Here is a 19,042-nt window from a genome sequence, read left to right as displayed (position 1 = left end):
TGGGTCACCTGAGGGCGAGGGAACCCGCCGTCTCGTCAATTTTAAGAAAGCTATCCATCAGAAGGGCGGCAGGGTCAAGGTTGACGGCCTTGCCGCGCCGGGCGCGCAGCGACAGGCTTTGTGCCAGATCGGCCCAGTGGCGGGCGGCGGCTTCGCTTGGCGCAAGACGGGCGAAGACCTCGGCTTCCTGGGGCGCAGCGGGGGGCGGCAACTGGCGGGTCACACCCGCCCGCGCCAGCCGCGCCAGAAACAGATCCAGCAGCGTGACGATCAGATCAAACCGTTCTTCCTGCCCGCGCCCGGCCCCCAGCTCGGCCAGATGCAACGCGCGGGGGCGATCCATCCGGGGCAGGGTGGCAAACAGGGCGACCAGCGCCGCATAGGTCTTCAGCCCGTCAAGATGGGTCAGGCGAAAGGCCTCGCCCACCGAACCGCCCGCCAGTTGCGCCAGGGCAATCGCCTCATCCGGGTCAACCGCGCCGCCTGCCTGTTCCAGCGCACGGGCCAGCGGTTCGGGGGCCAGGGCCGTCAGCCGCAATTCCCGACAGCGCGACCGGATGGTGGGCAGCAGGCGGTGGGGTTGGTGGGCGATGACCAGAAAGGTAACATTCGCCGGCGGCTCTTCCAGCAATTTCAGCAAGGCATTGGCCGCGCCGGTGTTCATCTCATCCGCCGCATCAATGATCGCCACCCGACGTCCGCCATCGGCGGCAGACAGGGCAAAAAACGATTTCATCTTGCGCACTTCATCCACGCGAATATCGGCAGACAGCGCGGTTTCCTTGTCATTCGGGCCGCGCCGCAGCAAGAACAGGCGCGGTTCGGCCAGTTGCGCCATGCGCCGGATCACCGGATCGTCCGGGTCTGTCTCCAGACTTTCGCGCGGCGGTGGCGCGCCAAACAGGCTACCGCCCTGCGCATCGGGGGCCGTCAGCAAAAACCGCGCGATCCTCCACGCCAATGTGGCCTTGCCCACCCCCTTGGCACCGGTGATCAGCCACCCGTGGTGCATCCGCCCCGAGGTAAAGGCCTGCAAGACAGCGGCCTCTGCGGCCTCATGCCCGAACAGCTTTTGGGTGTCACGCGGATGCGGGGCCCCTTCAACGCGGTCAGGTTCAGGAAGCTCGGCCGTTGCCATCAGCCCCCCACGGCGCGGCGCACGGCTGCGGCAACCTGATCAGGCGCCATAGCACCATCAATGACGCGAAAACGGTCATGGCGGGCGGCAAGCGCCAGAAACCCCGCCCGTGCCTTTTCCTGAAAGGCCAGCCCCATATCCTCGAACCGCATTTCAGTGCCGGCACGCGCCGTGGCACGCCGCAGGCCCTCGGCTGGATCAAGGTCGATCAACAGCGTCAGGTCAGGCTCGATCCCGATCATCAGATCATGCAGCCGGTCTACAGTGGCCGTCAGGTCGCCCCGCGTGATGCCCTGAAAAATGCGCGTGCTGTCGGCAAAGCGGTCGGTGATCACCACCTCGCCCCGGTTCAGCGCGGGCCGGATGGTCTTTTCCAGATGGTCACGGCGCGCGGCGGTGAACAGCAAGATCTCGGTCTCGGCAGACCAGCGGTCGGCCTTGCCCTCCAGCACCAGACGGCGGATCTGTTCGGCCCCATCGCTGCCGCCGGGCTCTCGGGTCAGCACCACCGTCTGGCCCTCGGCCCTCAGGGCATCGGCAAGGCGGCGGGCTTGGGTTGATTTGCCCGACCCGTCAATGCCTTCAAAACTGATGAACCGTCCTGCCATGGCCTGCTGCAATCACGAGGCCGCTGGCGCGCCAAGGTATTCCGCCATCAGCTTTTGCGCAGCCGTGGTCAGGCGTTTGACAAAGCCACCCGCCGCCACATCCGCCTCGGCCACCAGCGGCACACGGGCATCGGGCAGGTCAGGAACATGGATGATCATCTCGCCCACCGTATCGCCCGCCTTGATCGGGGCGCGCAGCGGGCCGGTGTAAATCACTTCGGCCGAGGTGCCCTCTTGCACCAAAGCCGGCACCAGCAGCCGCACATCTGCCGCCGGAACCAGCCCCACGCTGTCCGCCTGACCCATCCAGACCGGCGCACTGGCAACCCGTGTGCCTGCCGTCACCAGGGTTTTCTCGGCAAACTGGCGAAAGGCCCAACTGACGATCCGCTCAGCCTCTTCGGCGCGGTCTTTTTCGCTTGCAAGGCCGGTGATGACAAAGATCACGCGCCGGTCCCCTTGGGCCGCCGATCCGACAAGGCCATAGCCCGCCTCAGAGGTATGGCCCGTTTTCAGCCCGTCAGCCCCCACCCCAAGCGCCAGCAGCGGGTTGCGGTTCGAGGCATTGGCCGGGGCGCGGTCTTTGTAGTTAAAGGTGGTTTCGGCAAAAATCGGGTAATATTCGGGAAAATCCAGGATCAGCCGCTTGGCCAGAATGCCCAGATCGCGCATCGACATGCGGTGGTCTGGATTTGGCCAGCCGCTGGCATTGGCAAAGACCGAATGCTGCATCCCAAGGGCGCGGGCACGCTGGGTCATCTGCTGGGCAAAGGCCTCTTCGGTGCCCGCCAGACCTTCGGCCACCACCACGCAGGCATCGTTGCCCGAATTCACGATCATGCCATGGATCAGTTCATCCACCGTGGGCCGGTCGCTTTCCTGCAAGAACATGGTCGATCCGCCCATGGCCTTGGCACGTGACGAAACGGCAAAGGTGGTGTCCATGGTCACCCGGCCATCGCGCAGGGCCTCGAACAGCATGTTGATCGTCATCAGTTTCGACATGCTGGCCGGGGGCAGCGGGGTGTCGGCGTTCTTGTCCATCAACACCGTCTGGGTTGTCACATCGTAAACCCAGGCCGCCGTCGCGCGGGTTTCAAAGGCCTGCGAGGCCGTGGCCGCAAGGATCAGGATCAGGGTCAGGACAGGGCGCAGACGGGTGAACATCAGACCTCCGGGCGGTTCAGCGTTTCAGGAAATAGGCGTCGGGGAAACCAAGCCCCTTGACCTTGGTCAAAGCGCCTGCATCCCCGCGTGAGGTGACAGACCAGAGCACCTTGCCATTCGACTCTTCGCGGCGCATCTCGGCCGGCAAGCCCGCCTTTTTCAGCGCATCCACGGCCCGCTTGGCATTGGCCTCGACCGAGAAGATGCCGATCTGAATGGTGCTGCCACCGCTGGCCGCTGGGGCAGGGGCGGGCGCAGGCTTGGCCGCGGGTTGTGCGGTTGGCGGCGGTGCCGTGGGGGCAGGGGCCGCGGTCGCCCCGGGTTTGGCGGCGGCCCGGTCAATCGCTGCGGCGGCGCCGGCGATCGGATCAAGACTTTCGGTTTCAACTGTTTCCGACGAATCAAGGATCGGCTTGGTGGCATCGGTTTCAACCGGGGCCTCTTCACGACGCAGGGCGGTGACATTGATCGCGGTCGGCTGACCCGCCAAAATGCCAAGGGCCGCAGCAGTATCGGACGAGATCTGCAATTTGGGGCCGGGGTTCATCGTTTCGCGGCGGAACAGGGCCCCGATGACGAATTTGCCATTGGCCTTGTTGCGAATGATCACCCGCTCGGGGTCTTTCGCATCGGGCGAGGCCACCCAGACGCCGCCCAGCGACGGCCGCCCATCCCACAGCGCGGTATCGGTGGTCTGAAACACTTCTGGCGCCTCGGTATCGCGATCGACCAGACGCGTTGATTTCTGGGCTGGCGCAGCCTCGGTGCCGCCCGCCGCCGTTTTTCTTGCAAATGGATTTTCGCCCGCAACGCAGCCCGTCAAGGCCGTTGCTGCCGCCGTCATCAGGAAAATCGTCCTGATCATTGCCCGTGTCATTCCAAGCCCCCGATCAAGGCAGGTTCGCCCTGCCGTTTTTGCTTGCCCGCCTTGCGCAGGCGCCGTTCTGCCCGATGCTCACCAGATCTGCCAAGGCCCGCCCAGCGATTTGCCCCAGCGATTTGCCCCGGTGATTTGCCCCAGTGATTTGCGGGCCAAGCATAGCCATCGCAAGCCAGAGAGGAAAGGCCGCAACGCTGCATCGGCAAGGATCGACACGCAATCTTGAGCCAAGGTGCACGCATCTGCTTGAAATCCTGCCAAACCCAGTCTAATCGAAGCGCGCGGGATGGGTGGCCGAGTGGTTTAAGGCTCTAGTCTTGAAAACTAGCGTGCGGGGAACCGTACCGTGGGTTCGAATCCCACCCCATCCGCCATTTGCCCTAGCGAAAGCGTTCTCCCGATCCGGCTCCGGCCGGATTTTCTCGTTGTATTCGAGGGTTATGCGGGAGGGGCTGAGCACTGGCCTCGTCGCCAGGAGGCTCGGAAGCGGTCTCTAAGGGTCGATATTCTCCGGACCTCATGACTGCGCCGTTTCGGTGTTCAGGTTGTAAGCGTTTGGACTTGTGATGTTTTTCAAAGGCAGTCCTACACATTTCGACGTCGGTCGCGCTCGTCGTGACGGAACCGACGTCGAACTATGATTGTAATCAAGCACCTACTCTCCGTTGCGGTTACGCCGCCTGCCGTCGATGAGAAGCAGGCCGGGGACAGGTCTATGAACGTTTCACTGAAGATGTAAGGCCTACAACCCTTCGACCTGAATCCCATTTTCTGCCAGCCAACCCTTTCGCCATCGCCAGTCGGGAAGATGCTGCTCGACTTTGATCCAGAAGTTGACCGAATGGTCTGGATACAGCCCATGGGCCAGCTCATGAATCACCACGTACTGGGCGATCCTTGGAGGCAGCAGAATGGCTTTCCAGTGAAAGGACACCCGGCCGCCACTACCGAATGATCCCCAGCGATAACCAAGATCTTGAACGTTGACCTCCTTGACGGATACGCCCATCCGGTTCGCTTGCTCGGTCACTTGTCGTTCAAACCAATCCTGCGCCCGGCGGGTATACCAGCTTACCAAGATTTCCCGTCCACGATGCACAGATGCCTTGCGAAGGCAGAAGCGTCCGTTGCGAAGCGACAGATCCACGAGTTGGTTTTCCACAAGCTTGAGCCGGTAGCTTTTGCCCAGATATAGGAACCCCTCGCCATCAACGAATTCCTTGATCGGAGCCCTCTGTTGGAGCCTTGCCTTCTCTTCGATCTTGGTGTGGACCCAGAGTAGCTTTTCCTCAACGAACTCTACCAACTGCTGGTCTGCGGCCTGCAATGGTGCAACGATCGAAAGCGCGCCGGTCCGCTCGACCGTGATCTGCAAGGTCTTGCGCCGATCACTCCTGTGCACCTCGAAAGACAGGCCATCGACCTCCAGCCTGTGATCACTGGTTCGAGTCTGCTTGCCGCCTGTTCTGATCGGTGAAAGCGGAAGGTGACGCATCACGCTGTCCTGAGCCTTTCGTCGTTTGCCTTGGCTTGCTGTATCAACTGATCGGCAAGGCTTTCAGCATTGGCCACCGTGAACCCGTTCAGTCGCCGATCAAAGATGATCTCAAATATTTCCGAGCGCAGATTTTCCTGATCCGCAAGCTTGAAGCTGCTCCAGATGGAACGGTTGGAGCCCACCTCCTCAATGATCCGGTCAACAATCTCTACGGTCATTTGGTGGATGGCCTGCAACTGGGCTGAGTCCGTTTCCGGCCCCGCGGCGCAAGCCTCAAGCACGGTCCGCAAGAAGGGTAAATAAACCTCGGGGATGTCAGGCGCTGTCCCGTCAGCGGGTGCGCCTTCGGAGCGAAGCTCATCGATAAGGGCCTGGAGTTGTTCGATGATCTGGTCCCACTGCTGACCAAGCCCCTCCAGGATCTGCTTCAGGCGCTCCGACATCTTCTTGAAACGAACAGGATCCGCCTCAAGGTTCTTGCGGATGTGCGACCGGATCGCATGCTCCATCTCCGACGCTTTGGCACGACTGCCGGTCGTCTGCCCAACATGGTTGTCAAAGTTCGCATCGGTCAGTTGAACGGGCGGGATCTTCGGGTCGATCCCCAAGGAAATCACATGGTCATCGATCAGCTTTCGGACCTTTGCCCCGACATCGGACCCAAGCGACATGACATCGCGATATCGGTTGCGCGCACGGGCATGGATATAGGCCAAGCGCTTCGCATCCTTGACGAAAGGAAGGCCTTCGGGACGTGGCAGGATGATTTCGAGCGAGGTCAGGAAGTCCTTGAGTTTGACTGTGAACTCCGCCCGGGCCTTCTCCGTCGCAAGGACATTCAGGCAGCTCTCATCATCGGAAAGGTCCTCAAGCCCGGCTCTGCGGAAAATGTCGATGACCCGGATGTGGCGGTCCCGCAGCACCGGGATCTGATCATTCAGCCCGACCAGAGCGCCCTCAATATCCTCGTCCGCATATGCGGCCAAGGCGGCTTTCAGGTGATGCGCCACGCCGAAATAGTCCACGACGATGCCGCAGGACTTACCGAAACCCGTCCGGTTGACCCGGGCGATGGCCTGCAAGAGCTCGGCTTCGCGGATCGACCGGTCCAGATACATCACCCCCTCGATGGGGGCGTCGAAGCCGGTCAACAGCATCGATTTGACGATCAGGAACGCCAGCGGATCCGTCTTGGCCGGGTCCTTGTGGAACAGGGCTTTCTTGAACCGCTTGATCCGGGCTTCTTGGGCCGAACCCTCAGTCCATTGCCGCCAGGTCGGATCATCATTGTTGCCACCCGACATGACCGGCGCAAACTCGATCCGCGCAAGCGTGTCGCGATACCGCCAAGCCTGCACAAGGGCCTGCATCACCGGCGGCCTTGTGCACAAAAGCTCGTCGTCCATCGCCTTGTCATGATCCGACAGGGCCGCGGCTTGGGCCAGCAACTCATCCCGCGCCTCAAGAAACGCGGCATGATACCGGATCACCGCAAGGCGGCTGTAGGCCACGACCTGCGCCTTGTAGCCGTTGGGCAGCAGGTTCGTCACATAATGCCGTAGCATGTCGCGGGCCTTTTCCGCGATCAGTGCCGGGGCCTCGAGGATGTTGCCCTTGGTCGCGTATTTCTTGCGGATCGCCTCCAGTTCTTCCTCGGTCCGGTCGCGAAACATGTCCTCGAACAGCCCGTCCAGCGTGGCGCCGTCCTTCACCGCGCCCTCGGCCGTCCGCCCCTCATAGAGGACCGGCACCGTCGCCCCATCGGCCTCGGCCTCCTTGATCGTGTAGCGGTCGATGAAGTCGCCGAAGATCTGGGCCGTCCGCTTCTTCTCTCCCATGATGATCGGCGTGCCGGTGAACCCGATCCGGGCGCAGTTCGGCAAGGCCGCCATCAGGTTGGCGTGCAGGTCTCCGGCCTGGGTTCGATGCGCCTCATCCACTACGACAAGGATCGTCTCATCCTCGTTCAGCACCTCGAAGGCCGGGCCCTTGGTCACCTCGGGTACATCTTCCTCGGTGCGGTATTTCTGTATCGTGGCGAACACCAATCCCGGGCCCTTGCGCCGTGCAAGCCGCTTCAGCGCCCCGGCATTCGTCGCCAGCTCCACCACATCGCCCGACAGGGTCGCCGTTTCCGACAACTGCCGTTGCAGGTCGCGGCGGTCGGTGACCATGATCACCTTGAACTTCCGCAAGGCTACATCGGTCCGCATCTTGCGGATCATGAACACCATGGTCAGGCTTTTGCCCGACCCTTGCGTGTGCCAGACGATCCCGCCGCGCCGGTCATATTCGCCATCCTGTGCGCGGGTTTTGCCCGTCCGCAGCCGTTCCAGCGCGCGGTTCACGGCGCGGTATTGCTGATAGCGGCAGACGGTCTTGATGGTCTGGCCGCCCACATTCATGAACAACAGGTAATGCCGCAGGATGTCCAGCAGATGCGCGGGACGCAGCATCCCGGCTATCAGGCGTTCCTGTTCCGACAGGCCCTTCTTGCCCAGAGCCGCCGCCACCGCATCCTCGGACCCGGAGCCATCCGGGCCGACCACGGTTTTCCAGCTTCCGTAGTGTTCCAGTCCCGCGCCGATGCAGCCCACGCGGGCCTGATCGAAGCTTGTGGCGATCAGCAACTGAACGCTGGCGAACAGCGCAGGCGCGCCTTCGTTGTCCTCCACCTCCAGCGCGGCCTTGCGCGCGTTGTGATAGCGGCGAAGCTGGTTCACCGCCTCGGCGAGCGGTTCGGGGATGCCGGGACTTTTCGCCTCGACCACCACCACCGGGATGCCGTTCACCAGCAGCACAAGGTCGGGGATGATGAAGCCCTTGCCCACGTCATGGCCCGGCGGGCAATCGATGCGGAACTGGTTGGCGATGGTGAAGGTGTTGGCCTCCACATCGTCCCAGTCGATGTAGCGGATGGTCTGGCCGCGCCCGCCGTCCCAGCCGGGCAGCCCCTCAACCGTCAGGCCCCGCAGCAACAGTTCCGTCACCGCCTGGTTCGCCTCCATCAGCCCGCGCTGGCCGTGGCGGGTCAGGGCGCTGACGGCTTCGGACAGGCGGGCGTCGTCCAGCCAGGGCTGGCCATCGGGGCCGGGGTTGATGGCCCGCAGACGCTCGCGCAGGCAGGCCTCGGCGATGGTTTCGCGGAAGGTTGCGCGCCCGGTCAGGCTGGGGTCGTCCTTTGACCCCTCCTGCACATGCCAGCCCATGGCGCGGCACTGGTTCAGGAAGGGCAGTTCCACATCGTCATACTCGTGACCCATGACCTGACCCTTCGGCTACAACAAGGGCGCGACGGAGACCCGGCCGGTGAGCAGGTCCTCCATCAGGCCGGATTTCTGGAGGCGGAGTTTGTCGAGTAGGGCCTGTTCTTTGGCGATGGCCGCGTCATGACCGATGAGCCTTGCCGCAATATCATCCTGCTCTTGACGAGAGCGCGGGAGGGCAATCGGCACCCTTCGCAGGGAGCCAAGCGAGATCTCCATGAACGTCGAACCCTTCACTTCCTTCATGATAGCATCTTGGCCGCGACGGTGACGGATCGCCCACATCAGGCAAGTCGGATTTACGTTTGCTCGTGGTGAAATACGCGCCGTTCCCTGCGTAAGGTTGGCCCCATCAAGATCATCTGGCACTGGAAGAACCTTCCCGAGCGTTGCGCGAATGGCGATGACGAGTTCGCCAGCGCGCACTTCGGAGCGACGATAGCTTCGAGCAATTCTCTCTGAGGTGCAGAGCATATTCTCTCGCACCAAAGCCTCCCCCGACATATCGCCGGTTCGGATGTAAGGGATGCCCCCGACGATGTGCGGGCCGGCTTGCACGATTCCATAGGTGATATCGTGCTGCGTATAGTCTCCAAGCGGTAATGCATCCCACTCCTTCGGCAGCCAGCCGAGCGGGGTTTGGTGGTAGAGGTGGGGGGCCTCGGGGTGTGGGGGGCGGAGGTCGCCGTTCGCGTCGATGCCGCGGGTCAGCAGGTCATGCAGCAGTCCCTGCTTCATCGCCCGCAACTTCGCCACCACCGCCTCGGTCCCCTGGATCGCCACGTCCAACGTGTCGAGGACTTCGGCGATCTTGGCTTGATCCAGCTTGGCAGGAAGATAGACCGCCACTTGTTCCAAGACATGCCGATCAACATGCGGGATACCCGTGCCATTCGTCTGACTTTTCAGATGGGGCTCGACCCACTTAAGTGCATGAAAAAAATACCCCAGATCAAAGCTATGATCTGGTCGGATGACGGCCATGGTCGAGGCCACGATGCCAGGCTTTGCGCGAAACGCTTCGCCTGCATTCGACCCGTCCCACAGCAAGACCACGTCGCCGCAGGTGGCCATCAATGAGTTTGGGAAACGCTCAGCAAAGGTAGGAGGGGCTATACCCCGCAGATACTCGGGGCTGAGATATGCTTGAGTGTTTGCAGTGTTCGCCTCGAATGACTTCGGCGGTTTTCCCTTCTGTATGGAAATAAGGGGACCAAGTTGATGCAGGTCAGACATACCCCAACCCCTTCAGGAACCCCGCCAGCTTGTCCGTCGCCTCGGCCCGCGCGCTTTCGATCTCGGTCAGGGTCACGCGATACTTGTCCCACCAGGTTTCGAACGCCGCCACGATCTGCCCGCGCTGCGCGGCGATGTAGCGGGACAGGATCTTTTCCATGTCATCGTGCAGGATCTTCAGGATCAGCGCCGCCGCATCCGCCTCGGTCAGCCCGTCCACGGCCCCGTTGATCGCATCGGTGAACTGCGCGTGCTTGGCCTTCAGCGTCTTCTTGACCTCGGCCAGTTCCTTTTTCCACCGTTTCACCTGCGCCTCGTCAACAGGTTCCGCGTCGTCCTCCTCTTCCTCGCCCTCCTCGGGCGTGGCGGTCGCGGCCTTGATCTGGGCTTCGAGTTCGGCCTTTCGCGCGGTCAACTCTTCGATCTCGCGCACGAAGTCGCCCATCAGGAAGCTGACAAGCTTGTGGTCCAGCGGGCTTTCCTTGTGGCCCTTGTCCTCCAGCGCGGTGACGATGGAGGTGCGCCAGGCATCGACAACACCCCGGCTGTCGCGCGCCATGAGGGTGAGGAAGTCGAACCGCGAGGCCTGCCAGAACTGCGCGATGATGCCCCGCACGGTGAAGGGGTCAAGCATGGCCAGCCCCTCCAGCGTTTGCGAAAAGCTGGAGAGGAGTTCATCGCGGAGTCTGATGAGCGCGGCCGCTTGATCGGCCCCGGCAAGGGCCACGATGCCATCCTGATGCGCGGCCCACCAGGCGTTAAAGGCGGCCCGGATTTCCGCCTCGCGCGCTTGCAGGCCCGCGTTGGCCTCGATGGCCGGTTTCAGGTCGGATTTTGCGGTCAGATGTGGGGCGAAGTCGAGATATCGGTCATCGCGGGGGACCAGCAGGTCCATCGGGTTCAGCCCGTGGGCGCGGAACAGGTCGGCCTTCGCCGCGACCTCTGCCTTCGGGATGCCGCCGACCAGATGCGCCCGCACGTCATGCGGTTCGGGCGGCGGCGCGTTGTCGGCATAACGGCGGATGTTCAGGTTGAAATCGTTGTCGCGCAGGGTGTCGATGTCGACGATGGCCGAGAAGCCGGGGATCTCGCGGTATTCCTCGAAGGTGGTGACGATCTTTTCGATGTGCTCGGGCATCAGGTGGTTTTGCGCCCGGCCTTCGAAATACTCGCGGTCGGCGTTGATGAAGAGGATCTTGCCCTGCCGGTCCTTCGGCTTGCCCGAGACAAGGTTCGCACCGTTCTGGATGCGCTGACGTAGGACGATGACGCAGGCCGGGATGCCTGTGCCGTAGAAGAGCTGGGGCCCGAGGCCGATGATCGCCTCGATCTGGTCCTGTTCGATGATCCTCTGGCGGATCTTGCCCTCGTCGCCCCCACGGAACAGCACGCCGTGGGGCATGACGGTGGCGATCATGCCGCCGTCACGCGTGACGTGCAGCATGTGCTGGAGGAACATGAGGTCAGCCTTCTTGGCGCCGCGGGGGACCTCGTGAAAGAAGCGCTCCGGGAACTTGGGCTGCCATGTGTATTCCCCAGATCGGTCCTTGTCCTTTGACCCCCAGGGGAGGGAGAACGGGGGATTGGTCAGGATACGGTCGAACCGGCGCAGTTCGCCGTTGTCGACATGCTGGGGCTCGCCCAGGGTATCCTCGTTGCGCAGGTCAGCGCTGCTGATCCCATGGAGCAGCATGTTCATCTTGGCGATGGACCAGACGGTGCCTGCGTTCTCCTGGCCGAAAAGGTTGGCCTTGCGCCCGTCCTGTCCGTGTTCATCGATGTAGTCCTTGGCCGCGATCAGCATGCCACCCGACCCGCAACAGGGGTCATAGATGTCATGTTCAAGGGTCGGCTTCAGGAGGCGCACCATCATCCGCACAACGGACCTAGGCGTATAAAATTCACCGCCCTTCTTGCCAGCGGAGTCAGCGAATTCGGCAATCAGGTATTCGTAGGCGGCGCCAAGCAGGTCGGGGAATTCGAAGTCCTCGTTCCGAAGGCGGATTTCCCCGAAATGGGTGATCAGCTGGCGCAGCTTCTGGTCGCTGATCTTGCTCTGGCCGACCTTGCGCGTGAAGTCGATGTGGTCGAGGACACCTTCAAGTGCGATGTTTTCGGACTCGATCCCTCCGAGGGCCTTGTTCAGCTTGTCGCCAATGTTTTCATGGGCTTCATCAACAAGGAAGGTGAACCGGGATTGCGGGGGAACCCAGAAAGTGCCGCTGCGGCCGTACCAGACCTTGTTCTCAGCATCCTCGGCCGCCTGCTCCGGCGCGATGCCGTTTCCGATGCGCTTTTCGATGACCCCCTGCCGGGCCTGCTCAAAAACATCGGAACAGCGTTTCAAGAACAACATTCCGAATATGTACTCCTTGAATTCTGATGCATCCATCTTGCCGCGCAGAATATCGGCAGCGCTGAACAGGTGGCGCTCAAGTTGTGGCAGGGTCAAAGGCATTTGTTGCTCGCTTGGAAGGTCTGAGCAAAGTGCACCAGCCTTCAGCCTAGGGCAATGTCTGCGGCTCCTGAATCGTGACCGGACGCGGCAGTTCGCTTGCCTGACTATCCCAGTTCGCAGGAAACGGCTCGAGCACCCGCACCAGCGTCACCAGTGGCCCCTGCTTCCCATCGAGGATCGCCTCAACGATGTCCGGCGCGAGCAGCGTCAGGCGCAGGACGCGGGTCATGTAGGATGGTGCGATCCCCTCCCGCTCTGCCAGATCGGCGATGGTGGCGTACTCGCCTGTCTCCAGCATGCGCTTCCAACGGAAGGCGCGCGCCAGCGCCTTGATCAACGTGTTGTCCGGCTTCCGCGGTTGTGCGGCGCCCTCTGGCAACTGCATCTCCTTGCGCCCGCCGCGCTTCACGACTCGGAACGGGACATGGATGGTCATCGTGTCAGGGATAGACTTGGCCCGGGTCATGCCGCTTCTCCGATGCCCCCGGCCAGCATCTCGCGAGCCAGACCTCCGAGCCCATCGACGCGCAGCCGGACGTTTAGCCCATCCGTGCCGATCTCCACGCGTTCGACCAGCAGCGCCACGATGCGCGCTTGCTCGGCGGGGAACAGTTCGTCCCAAAGGGGGTCGAGCTGCTGCAAGGCAGACCGAACGTCGGCCTCGGTGATGCCGTCGGCCTCGGTGATGCCGTCGGCCTGAGCGCGCGCGGCCTTCCACGTCCCTGCGACGATTTCCGGCTGACGGAACACAGCGCGAAGCTGATCAATGACCAATCGCTCGATCTCGCCCGCAGGCACGCGGCCGACCGGGCACGAACCAGCACCATGCTTCAGCACCGTCTGGCTGACGTAGTAACGGTATAGCCGCCCGCCCTTGCGGGTGTGCGTTGGAGAGAACGCCGCGCCGTCGGGACCGAACAGCAGCCCCTTAAGCAGCGCGGGCGTGTCGGCGCGGGTGCGCGCGGCACGCTTACGCGGGCTTTCCTGCAGGATGGCATGGACGCGGTCCCATGTCTCGCGGTCGATGATTGCGTCGTGTTCGCCGGGATAGCTGTTGCCCTTGTGGACCGCCTCGCCGAGGTAGGCGCGGTTCGAAAGCATCCGGTAGATGTATTTCTTGTCGATCCTGTTCCCGCTCGGGGTGCGGATGCCGCGCGCGCCGACCTCCCGCGCCAGTTCCGTGCAGGACCCGATCTCGAGGAAGCGGGCGAAGATCCAGCGCACATGCGCGGCGGCTTCTTCGTCGACCACCAGCTTCCGGTTTTCCACTCGGTAGCCGAAGGGCGGCACCCCGCCCATCCACATCCCCTTCTTCCGACTGGCGGCGACCTTGTCGCGGATTCGCTCGGCCGTCACCTCCCGTTCGAATTGGGCGAACGAGAGCAAAATGTTCAGCGTCAACCGCCCCATGGACGTGGTGGTGTTGAACGACTGTGTGACCGAGACGAAGGTCACGCCGTTCCGGTCGAACACCTCGACCAGCTTGGCGAAGTCGGCCAGCGAGCGGCTGAGGCGGTCGATCTTGTAGACCACCACCACGTCGACCAGTCCGTCCTCGATGTCGGCCATCAACCGCTTCAGGCCGGGGCGTTCCAGCGTGCCGCCGGAGATGCCGCCGTCGTCGTACTGATCGCGAACCAGCACCCAGCCCTCGGACCGCTGGCTTGCGATGAAGGCCTCGCAGGCTTCGCGCTGGGCGTGGAGCGAGTTGAACTCCTGCTCCAGCCCTTCCTCAGAGGATTTCCGGGTGTAGACGGCGCAGCGAAGCTTGCGGACGACCTTCGATTTTTCGGGCGGCTTCGTCATGTCCGCCCTCTGTGGTTCTTGAGGCCGAAGAACACCCAGCCGTTCCAGCGGGTGCCGGTGATGGCGCGCGCGATGGCGGACAGCGACTTGTAGGGCCGCCCCTGCCATTCGAAGCCGTCGGCGGTAACAGTCACGACGTATTCGACGCCCTGCCATTCGCGCAGGAGGCGCGTGCCCGTGATCGGACGGTCGCGGTCGGCGCGGATGCCGCGCTTCTTCTTATCGCCGCCGTCCAATTCCTCGCCCAGCCGTTCCAGCCGCCGGACGGTCTCGGGTTTCAGCCCGCCATAGGCGAGTTCCTGGATCCGATAGGCAAGGCGGGATTCAAGGTAGCGCCGGTTGAAGGGCGGCGGCTCGCTGTCGAACAACTCGCGCCACTGCTTCTTCAGGTCTGGTGTCGGGGTGGTCTTCAGCGCGGCCAGGCGCGCGGGGATGGGGTCATGCGTCGTCATGCGGTCTCCGTTGGGTTCGGGGTTGCATGACGGCATCGGTCGGCCGGATAGTGTAGGCGAATTTCTCCAGTTCCGTCAGAAGGTTCGCCTCGCTCGCGCTGCAGCAGCCTGACCAGCCCGAGCGCCAGCAGGGCGCACAGTTCGGTGCGACGCTCGGCAGCGGTCATCTGGGCAGGCGGCAGTGGATTGGGGCGTTTCATGCGAGCAAGTCCGTGTTGGCTTGCCCTGCCTCTACTCAAGCGCGCCGGAAAACGTCCCGCAGGGAAAAATGGCGGTTACGCAAAAGGCCGGACTCGACTCATGGTTGATCCATCGGGTAGAACATAATCAGAACAGGCCGGCCGTTTGCGAGGTATTCCCGTGGGTTCCGATCTCAAGAAATTTGTTAATCCGAAGTTTCTCAAAACCATTGATCCGGCCCTGATGCGGGTTTTGTTCGTTCGGCACTTCGGCGAGGATGAACTGCCTGTGGCGTTCGAGGGAGAGGCCCCAACCATTCGTGCAGCTCTGGCGGCGCATTTCGAAGGAACCGTTGCTGGCTGGAACGCCGGAATGGTCGCCGATTTGCATCGCGTTGCCGAGCTTGGAACCAGCGAGGGCATGCAGCTTATTCTAAACGAAGCTCGGCGTCGTGGCGTGGTTCTCTATCCTGAACCCGACCCTGACGACGCCGAGTCAGCGCCCATGCGCCATGATCCCAAACACGTCGCGCTGCACACCTATCTGCTGCATCACCGCGTTTTCGAGGCAGCAGCCGACTTCCACGCCCTTCGGGCACCGACATCGCCTGCGGAGTTCCGCGGCCCAGAGCGAGACGTGGGTGCGGACCTGACCGAAGAAATGACCGAGGCTTTCAAGGCCGCGGTGATCAATCTGTTTTCGCAGGACCTGCAGGGTCAATATTGCCGCCTTGGGCCTTATGAGGAATACGGCGAAATCAACCTGGTGATCAGCCACGGCGCGCAAGTGACCACAACGCCGGTGGTCACCGGGGATCGCGAAGAGATCATAACACTTCGCGCGGTCAAATATGCGGTGCTGCGGTACTCCCCGGTGGAGGGGCGCCTGTTCGTGGGCGGCGTAGTCAAGGCGCAGCAAGGCGAGATCGCCGAGCTTTTCGCCCGGCATATCCTGAGGCGGCCGGGCTTCTTCTCGGGGCGGGACGCGCGCGATCTCTATACGCTCGATCCGATCAGCGATGCCGGGCCCGATTTTGCGTTCCAGCATCGCTATGACGAGTCCATTAAGGAGGTCCGGATCGTTGCCGCCGCCGCTGACCTCTTCGAGCGGGATGAGGAGGATCAGCGCTGGAGACATGTGCGCAGTTGGGAATCGAAGGACGCGTCCGGCGGCGCGCTGACGCATTTCCGGGGCAGCGAGGTGCGGTTCGGCCGGGGCTGGCGGTTGGGCGAGATCACCTTCCGGGTCGCATTCGAAACCGGCGCAAAGCGGCCGGCACAGGTCACTGTGCGGCTGAAGCCGCCGGGGACGCTCGCCTTCCGCCGGACGCGGTTCGAAAAGGCGATCCACACGCTGGTTCAGCGCAATGGGCTCGAGAAGGATCGCGATGCTGGCATGGTTGTGGACGCGGCTGAGTGAGGGCGGCGCCCGGGTCTCCTTCTCGGGCCGGGCGTTAGGCCGCTTTCCCGCAAGCGAAGTCGAGCGCCTCTTGCGAGCGCAGGTGCTGATCGAGGAACGGAAGGCCGATACCTGGTCGGTCTGCGCCGAGTGCGACTGCGGGCTAGACGCGCGCCCCGTCGAACAGTTGGGCGATGCCTTCCGGGCCTGTTGCCCGCACGATCAGGCCGAAGACGTGATCCTCCAGAAGGACGATCTGCGCCGCTTCTCGGTCGACGTCGACCGGCTCGTGGCCCGGATTGCTGCCAGCGGGAATCTTGGCGGCGCTGTCGCCCGTGTTGCGGACGGCCTCTGGCTATTGGGGGAGACCCCATCCGGGCATGCCGTGGTCCTGTCATTCGATGCTGAAAATCTGGTTGCGCCTGGCGCGGTGATGGCGATCAGGGCGGTCGTGGGGCCAAAGCCAATCATGGCAATCGTCCACAACCTTTCCGCAACAATCGCCGTAAGGCTGCGAGAAGTTGGGGTCGAGCCACACGAAATTGCGGCGGTTTTCAAGGCAGGGTCGGATGGCACGGAACGCCTCGTCCTCGATCCGCCATCTTCAGTGCCGCGCCTTGTCATGACGCTTTCGGCGCAATCGGTCACTCTCGACGGCCGTCGGCTCGACCTGCCGACTCAGATGTTCGCGCTGTTTCGTCTGCTGATCGAGCAATCCGTCAAGCGTGATCCAGTTCTGAAAAAGCAGGATATCGAGAGGCAGACCGGCCGGCCGCCCAACCAGATCATCCGAGACCTTCGGAAGGCGCTGGTCGGTTGTGGGCTGACCAGCGACCAAGCAAAGGCGTTGGTCGCGACGGTACATGCTCGCGGCTATCGGCTCGGCCTCGACCCTGCCGAAGTGGTCATCGAACCCTGAGGCCGCCACACACAATCCGCACATAACAAACACACGGCAATCACACCGGCGGCAGCGCGCTGAACGGCACATTCGGAACAACAGCAACATGTTCCGAGGTGCTCCCGAATGTTTCCGCCGATTTCCCCCAACGACCTTGCCACGCTGATCGACGAGGCAGCCATTGCCGCGCGCCGCCTGCATCGCAAGCTGATGCTGCCCGCCGCCGATCTCGACGATCTTCGCCAGGACCTGCTGGTCGACCTGATCTGCCGGCTGCCCAGCTTCGATGCGCGCCGTGGCAGCATCGGCGCCTTCGCCAACATCGTCCTGCGCAACCAGTCCTCGCGCATCGCCATCCGCCATCATCGCCAGCGCCGGATGCAGGGCGGCACGGTGCTTTCGCTCGACGCCCCCGTTTCCGGCGCGACCGAACCGCTGGGCTGCCTGCTGGCGGAAGCCGATGGTCTGGCCGCCTGGTATGGGCAGGACCGCGCTGCCACGGACGACGCCGAGACCCACCACGATCTCGCCCGGGTGCTGGGTGGCCTGCCCGAGGAAGCGCGCGGGCTCTGCGCGGCACTTGGCACCTGCGCTGTCGCAGAGATCGTCGAACGTACCGGCACCTCCCGCTCCGCCCTCTACCGCCACATCGCCCGCCTGCGGCTTGACCTCGCCATGCGCGGTTTGGGGGCGGAGTGGGACGGTTCGAAAGCGGCGTGAGTAGAGGACCGACATGGAGATGATCGTCATGCCCCTCACCGAATTCACGCCCGCAAAGGCCCGGCCGTTCACCGACATCGAGTTCTGCGCCTGGATCGGCCAGGCCATGCCGGGCGACCGCCTCGAGTATCATCGCGGGTTTCTCGGGATCGACACCACGGCGGTGATTTCAACCTTGCCGGAACTGGAACGCCGCAGGCTCGGGGCGCTGGCCAGTGCCGCTCACCGCGCCTTCGAGGCCGCGCTGGTGCATCTGGTGCAGGTCCGCGTCGGCCCCGACCGCTTCGCCTATCTGGCCATCGCGCGGACCAAGCCGCGCCATGCGCCGATCCCGTTTTCCCAACTCATCGCGACAGAGGAGGCCGCCTGATGCGCGCCACGCTTGCCTGGATCAGGGATCGGCTCCCGCCGTCCCTTTACTTCCTTCTCGCCGGAAACTCGGCCGCATCCCTCAACGGAGACCTCGATATGACCGAGACCAACGGCCCGCTTGCGCGCCTGCGCAAGGCTTTCCGCAGCCTTGAGGATCTGCCGGAGGTGATCCCCGCCGCCTGGCGTCCCGGCGATGCCACCGATCCGCTGCCAGTCGAGACAGCGAGTGTCGACGATATCGCCATCGCGATCGTCGCCGCGAATGCCGAACTCTCTGCGGCCATCCAGCGATCCTCGGCGCTGGAAAAGCTCCACCGTCTGGCTCGCGAAGCCGGGGCTGTTGGCACGGACCGCGCCGTGGATGCGGCCCTGAAACGGGAGGGGCGCTAATGGCCATGCCTTTTCCCAGCACCGATGCGCCGACCGAGGGGCGCGACGGAAACATGCCGAAGTTCGACGACCTCGACCGGCTGTCCATCGGCGAAATCGCCGACATGCCGCCGGCGCTGCTTCTTGCGCTGCAGGAAGAAGCAGCGGCCGAGACCGCGCGGGTCAAGCGCCTGAAGGACCGTTTCGAAGCGGCACTGGCGCAGCGTTATGACGCTGCAACCGAGGCCGAGCGGTCTGCGCAGGGCAAGACCTCGGGCACGGTCCGAATCGAGGATGCGGGCGTGGTGGTGATCGCCGACCTGCCGAAGAAGGTCACGTGGGATCAGGACCGGCTGGCCACCATGGCAACCCGGATCCGCGAGGCGGGCGACGATCCGACCCAGTATCTCGAGATCGCCTATCGCGTGCCGGAACGCCGCTTCGGCGCCTGGCCTGACGCCATGCGCGAGGGCTTCGCAGCCGCCCGGTCCGAGACCACCGGCAAACCCGTGTTCCGGCTCGAGACCCGAGACCGGTGACGCGCGGCGGCGGGAAGCCCGAGCGGCAACGCCGGGCAGGTTCCCCTTCGGCAC

Annotated in this window: 17 protein-coding genes and 1 tRNA gene; 7 read left to right on the top strand and 11 right to left on the bottom strand. The window is 63.3% G+C overall.

Annotation, left to right across the window (positions count from 1 at the left end; translation table 11 throughout):
- Positions 1–4: 4 nt before the first annotated feature.
- The 4 genes from V3C85_RS02895 to V3C85_RS02880 are packed head-to-tail and all read right to left on the bottom strand — an operon-like array spanning position 5 to position 3,778.
- Positions 5–1,138: a DNA polymerase III subunit delta' gene (locus V3C85_RS02895; RefSeq protein WP_331793581.1), complete on the bottom strand. Its 1,134-nt coding sequence runs from the start codon at positions 1,136–1,138 to the stop codon at positions 5–7.
- Positions 1,138–1,746, bottom strand: a complete 609-nt coding sequence (gene tmk, locus V3C85_RS02890; RefSeq protein ID WP_331793580.1) for a dTMP kinase — start codon at positions 1,744–1,746, stop codon at positions 1,138–1,140. Before tmk ends, V3C85_RS02895 begins: the two co-directional genes overlap by 1 nt.
- A gap of 12 nt (positions 1,747–1,758) precedes the next feature.
- On the bottom strand, positions 1,759–2,913 hold the full coding sequence (locus tag V3C85_RS02885; protein WP_331793579.1) for a D-alanyl-D-alanine carboxypeptidase family protein: 1,155 nt from the start codon (positions 2,911–2,913) through the stop codon (positions 1,759–1,761).
- A 16-nt stretch (positions 2,914–2,929) separates the two neighbouring features.
- Positions 2,930–3,778 carry an SPOR domain-containing protein gene (locus V3C85_RS02880; protein WP_331793578.1) on the bottom strand — a complete coding sequence of 283 codons (849 nt, stop codon included), beginning with the start codon at positions 3,776–3,778 and terminating at the stop codon, positions 2,930–2,932.
- A gap of 299 nt (positions 3,779–4,077) precedes the next feature.
- Here V3C85_RS02880 and V3C85_RS02875 point away from each other — a divergent pair.
- Positions 4,078–4,167: transfer RNA gene (locus V3C85_RS02875), tRNA-Ser, on the top strand.
- Between the two features lie 368 nt (positions 4,168–4,535).
- Here the strand turns inward: V3C85_RS02875 and V3C85_RS02870 are convergent.
- The 7 genes from V3C85_RS02870 to V3C85_RS02840 are packed head-to-tail and all read right to left on the bottom strand — an operon-like array spanning position 4,536 to position 14,509.
- Complete coding sequence (locus V3C85_RS02870; RefSeq protein WP_331793577.1) at positions 4,536–5,288, bottom strand: M48 family metallopeptidase; 753 nt, start codon at positions 5,286–5,288, stop codon at positions 4,536–4,538.
- Entirely contained in the window at positions 5,288–8,554 is a 3,267-nt protein-coding gene (locus tag V3C85_RS02865; RefSeq protein ID WP_331793576.1) for a type I restriction endonuclease subunit R, read from the bottom strand. Before V3C85_RS02865 ends, V3C85_RS02870 begins: the two co-directional genes overlap by 1 nt.
- A gap of 15 nt (positions 8,555–8,569) precedes the next feature.
- The gene (locus V3C85_RS02860; protein ID WP_331793575.1) at positions 8,570–9,793 is read right to left on the bottom strand and encodes a restriction endonuclease subunit S; all 1,224 of its coding nucleotides are present in this window, start codon (positions 9,791–9,793) and stop codon (positions 8,570–8,572) included.
- Positions 9,786–12,251, bottom strand: a complete 2,466-nt coding sequence (locus V3C85_RS02855; RefSeq protein ID WP_331793574.1) for a type I restriction-modification system subunit M — start codon at positions 12,249–12,251, stop codon at positions 9,786–9,788. The genes V3C85_RS02860 and V3C85_RS02855 overlap by 8 nt, the downstream gene beginning before the upstream one ends.
- 46 nt (positions 12,252–12,297) lie before the next feature.
- Positions 12,298–12,717: a hypothetical protein gene (locus V3C85_RS02850; RefSeq protein ID WP_331793573.1), complete on the bottom strand. Its 420-nt coding sequence runs from the start codon at positions 12,715–12,717 to the stop codon at positions 12,298–12,300.
- Complete coding sequence (locus V3C85_RS02845; protein WP_331793572.1) at positions 12,714–14,057, bottom strand: recombinase family protein; 1,344 nt, start codon at positions 14,055–14,057, stop codon at positions 12,714–12,716. Before V3C85_RS02845 ends, V3C85_RS02850 begins: the two co-directional genes overlap by 4 nt.
- Complete coding sequence (locus V3C85_RS02840) at positions 14,054–14,509, bottom strand: DUF2924 domain-containing protein (RefSeq protein ID WP_331793571.1); 456 nt, start codon at positions 14,507–14,509, stop codon at positions 14,054–14,056. The genes V3C85_RS02845 and V3C85_RS02840 overlap by 4 nt, the downstream gene beginning before the upstream one ends.
- 360 nt (positions 14,510–14,869) lie before the next feature.
- Here V3C85_RS02840 and V3C85_RS02835 point away from each other — a divergent pair, with 360 nt between their 5' ends.
- From V3C85_RS02835 to V3C85_RS02810, 6 genes are all read left to right on the top strand, one after another.
- On the top strand, positions 14,870–16,108 hold the full coding sequence (locus V3C85_RS02835; protein WP_331793570.1) for a hypothetical protein: 1,239 nt from the start codon (positions 14,870–14,872) through the stop codon (positions 16,106–16,108).
- Positions 16,077–17,006, top strand: a complete 930-nt coding sequence (locus V3C85_RS02830; RefSeq protein WP_331793569.1) for a winged helix-turn-helix domain-containing protein — start codon at positions 16,077–16,079, stop codon at positions 17,004–17,006. The genes V3C85_RS02835 and V3C85_RS02830 overlap by 32 nt, the downstream gene beginning before the upstream one ends.
- Positions 17,007–17,114: 108 nt before the next feature.
- Positions 17,115–17,708: a hypothetical protein gene (locus tag V3C85_RS02825; protein WP_331793568.1), complete on the top strand. Its 594-nt coding sequence runs from the start codon at positions 17,115–17,117 to the stop codon at positions 17,706–17,708.
- Between the two features lie 13 nt (positions 17,709–17,721).
- Entirely contained in the window at positions 17,722–18,078 is a 357-nt protein-coding gene (locus V3C85_RS02820; RefSeq protein ID WP_331793567.1) for a hypothetical protein, read from the top strand.
- Positions 18,078–18,470 (top strand): hypothetical protein, encoded by a 393-nt coding sequence (locus V3C85_RS02815; protein WP_331793566.1) that lies wholly within the window; start codon positions 18,078–18,080, stop codon positions 18,468–18,470. The genes V3C85_RS02820 and V3C85_RS02815 overlap by 1 nt, the downstream gene beginning before the upstream one ends.
- A complete protein-coding gene (locus V3C85_RS02810; RefSeq protein WP_331793565.1) occupies positions 18,470–18,988 on the top strand; it encodes a hypothetical protein in 519 nt (172 codons plus the stop codon). Before V3C85_RS02815 ends, V3C85_RS02810 begins: the two co-directional genes overlap by 1 nt.
- Positions 18,989–19,042 lie beyond the last annotated feature (54 nt).

This window comes from Pseudotabrizicola sp. L79 (genome assembly GCF_036553525.1).
Classification (GTDB): domain Bacteria; phylum Pseudomonadota; class Alphaproteobacteria; order Rhodobacterales; family Rhodobacteraceae; genus Pseudotabrizicola.
The sequence above is the reverse complement of the archived record's forward strand: the minus strand, read 5'-3'. Positions and strand labels throughout refer to the sequence as shown.

Excerpts from the sequence above, each read along its gene's own strand:
- V3C85_RS02895 (WP_331793581.1), bottom strand. The coding sequence starts at position 1,138 with ATGGCAACGGCCGAGCTTCCTGAACCTGACCGCGTTGAAGGGGCCCCG.
- tmk (WP_331793580.1), bottom strand. The coding sequence starts at position 1,746 with ATGGCAGGACGGTTCATCAGTTTTGAAGGCATTGACGGGTCGGGCAAA.
- V3C85_RS02885 (WP_331793579.1), bottom strand. The coding sequence starts at position 2,913 with ATGTTCACCCGTCTGCGCCCTGTCCTGACCCTGATCCTGATCCTTGCG.
- V3C85_RS02880 (WP_331793578.1), bottom strand. The coding sequence starts at position 3,778 with ATGATCAGGACGATTTTCCTGATGACGGCGGCAGCAACGGCCTTGACG.
- V3C85_RS02870 (WP_331793577.1), bottom strand. The coding sequence starts at position 5,288 with ATGCGTCACCTTCCGCTTTCACCGATCAGAACAGGCGGCAAGCAGACT.
- V3C85_RS02865 (WP_331793576.1), bottom strand. The coding sequence starts at position 8,554 with ATGGGTCACGAGTATGACGATGTGGAACTGCCCTTCCTGAACCAGTGC.
- V3C85_RS02860 (WP_331793575.1), bottom strand. The coding sequence starts at position 9,793 with ATGTCTGACCTGCATCAACTTGGTCCCCTTATTTCCATACAGAAGGGA.
- V3C85_RS02855 (WP_331793574.1), bottom strand. The coding sequence starts at position 12,251 with ATGCCTTTGACCCTGCCACAACTTGAGCGCCACCTGTTCAGCGCTGCC.
- V3C85_RS02850 (WP_331793573.1), bottom strand. The coding sequence starts at position 12,717 with ATGACCCGGGCCAAGTCTATCCCTGACACGATGACCATCCATGTCCCG.
- V3C85_RS02845 (WP_331793572.1), bottom strand. The coding sequence starts at position 14,057 with ATGACGAAGCCGCCCGAAAAATCGAAGGTCGTCCGCAAGCTTCGCTGC.
- V3C85_RS02840 (WP_331793571.1), bottom strand. The coding sequence starts at position 14,509 with ATGACGACGCATGACCCCATCCCCGCGCGCCTGGCCGCGCTGAAGACC.
- V3C85_RS02830 (WP_331793569.1), top strand. The coding sequence starts at position 16,077 with ATGCTGGCATGGTTGTGGACGCGGCTGAGTGAGGGCGGCGCCCGGGTC.
- V3C85_RS02825 (WP_331793568.1), top strand. The coding sequence starts at position 17,115 with ATGTTTCCGCCGATTTCCCCCAACGACCTTGCCACGCTGATCGACGAG.
- V3C85_RS02820 (WP_331793567.1), top strand. The coding sequence starts at position 17,722 with ATGGAGATGATCGTCATGCCCCTCACCGAATTCACGCCCGCAAAGGCC.
- V3C85_RS02815 (WP_331793566.1), top strand. The coding sequence starts at position 18,078 with ATGCGCGCCACGCTTGCCTGGATCAGGGATCGGCTCCCGCCGTCCCTT.
- V3C85_RS02810 (WP_331793565.1), top strand. The coding sequence starts at position 18,470 with ATGGCCATGCCTTTTCCCAGCACCGATGCGCCGACCGAGGGGCGCGAC.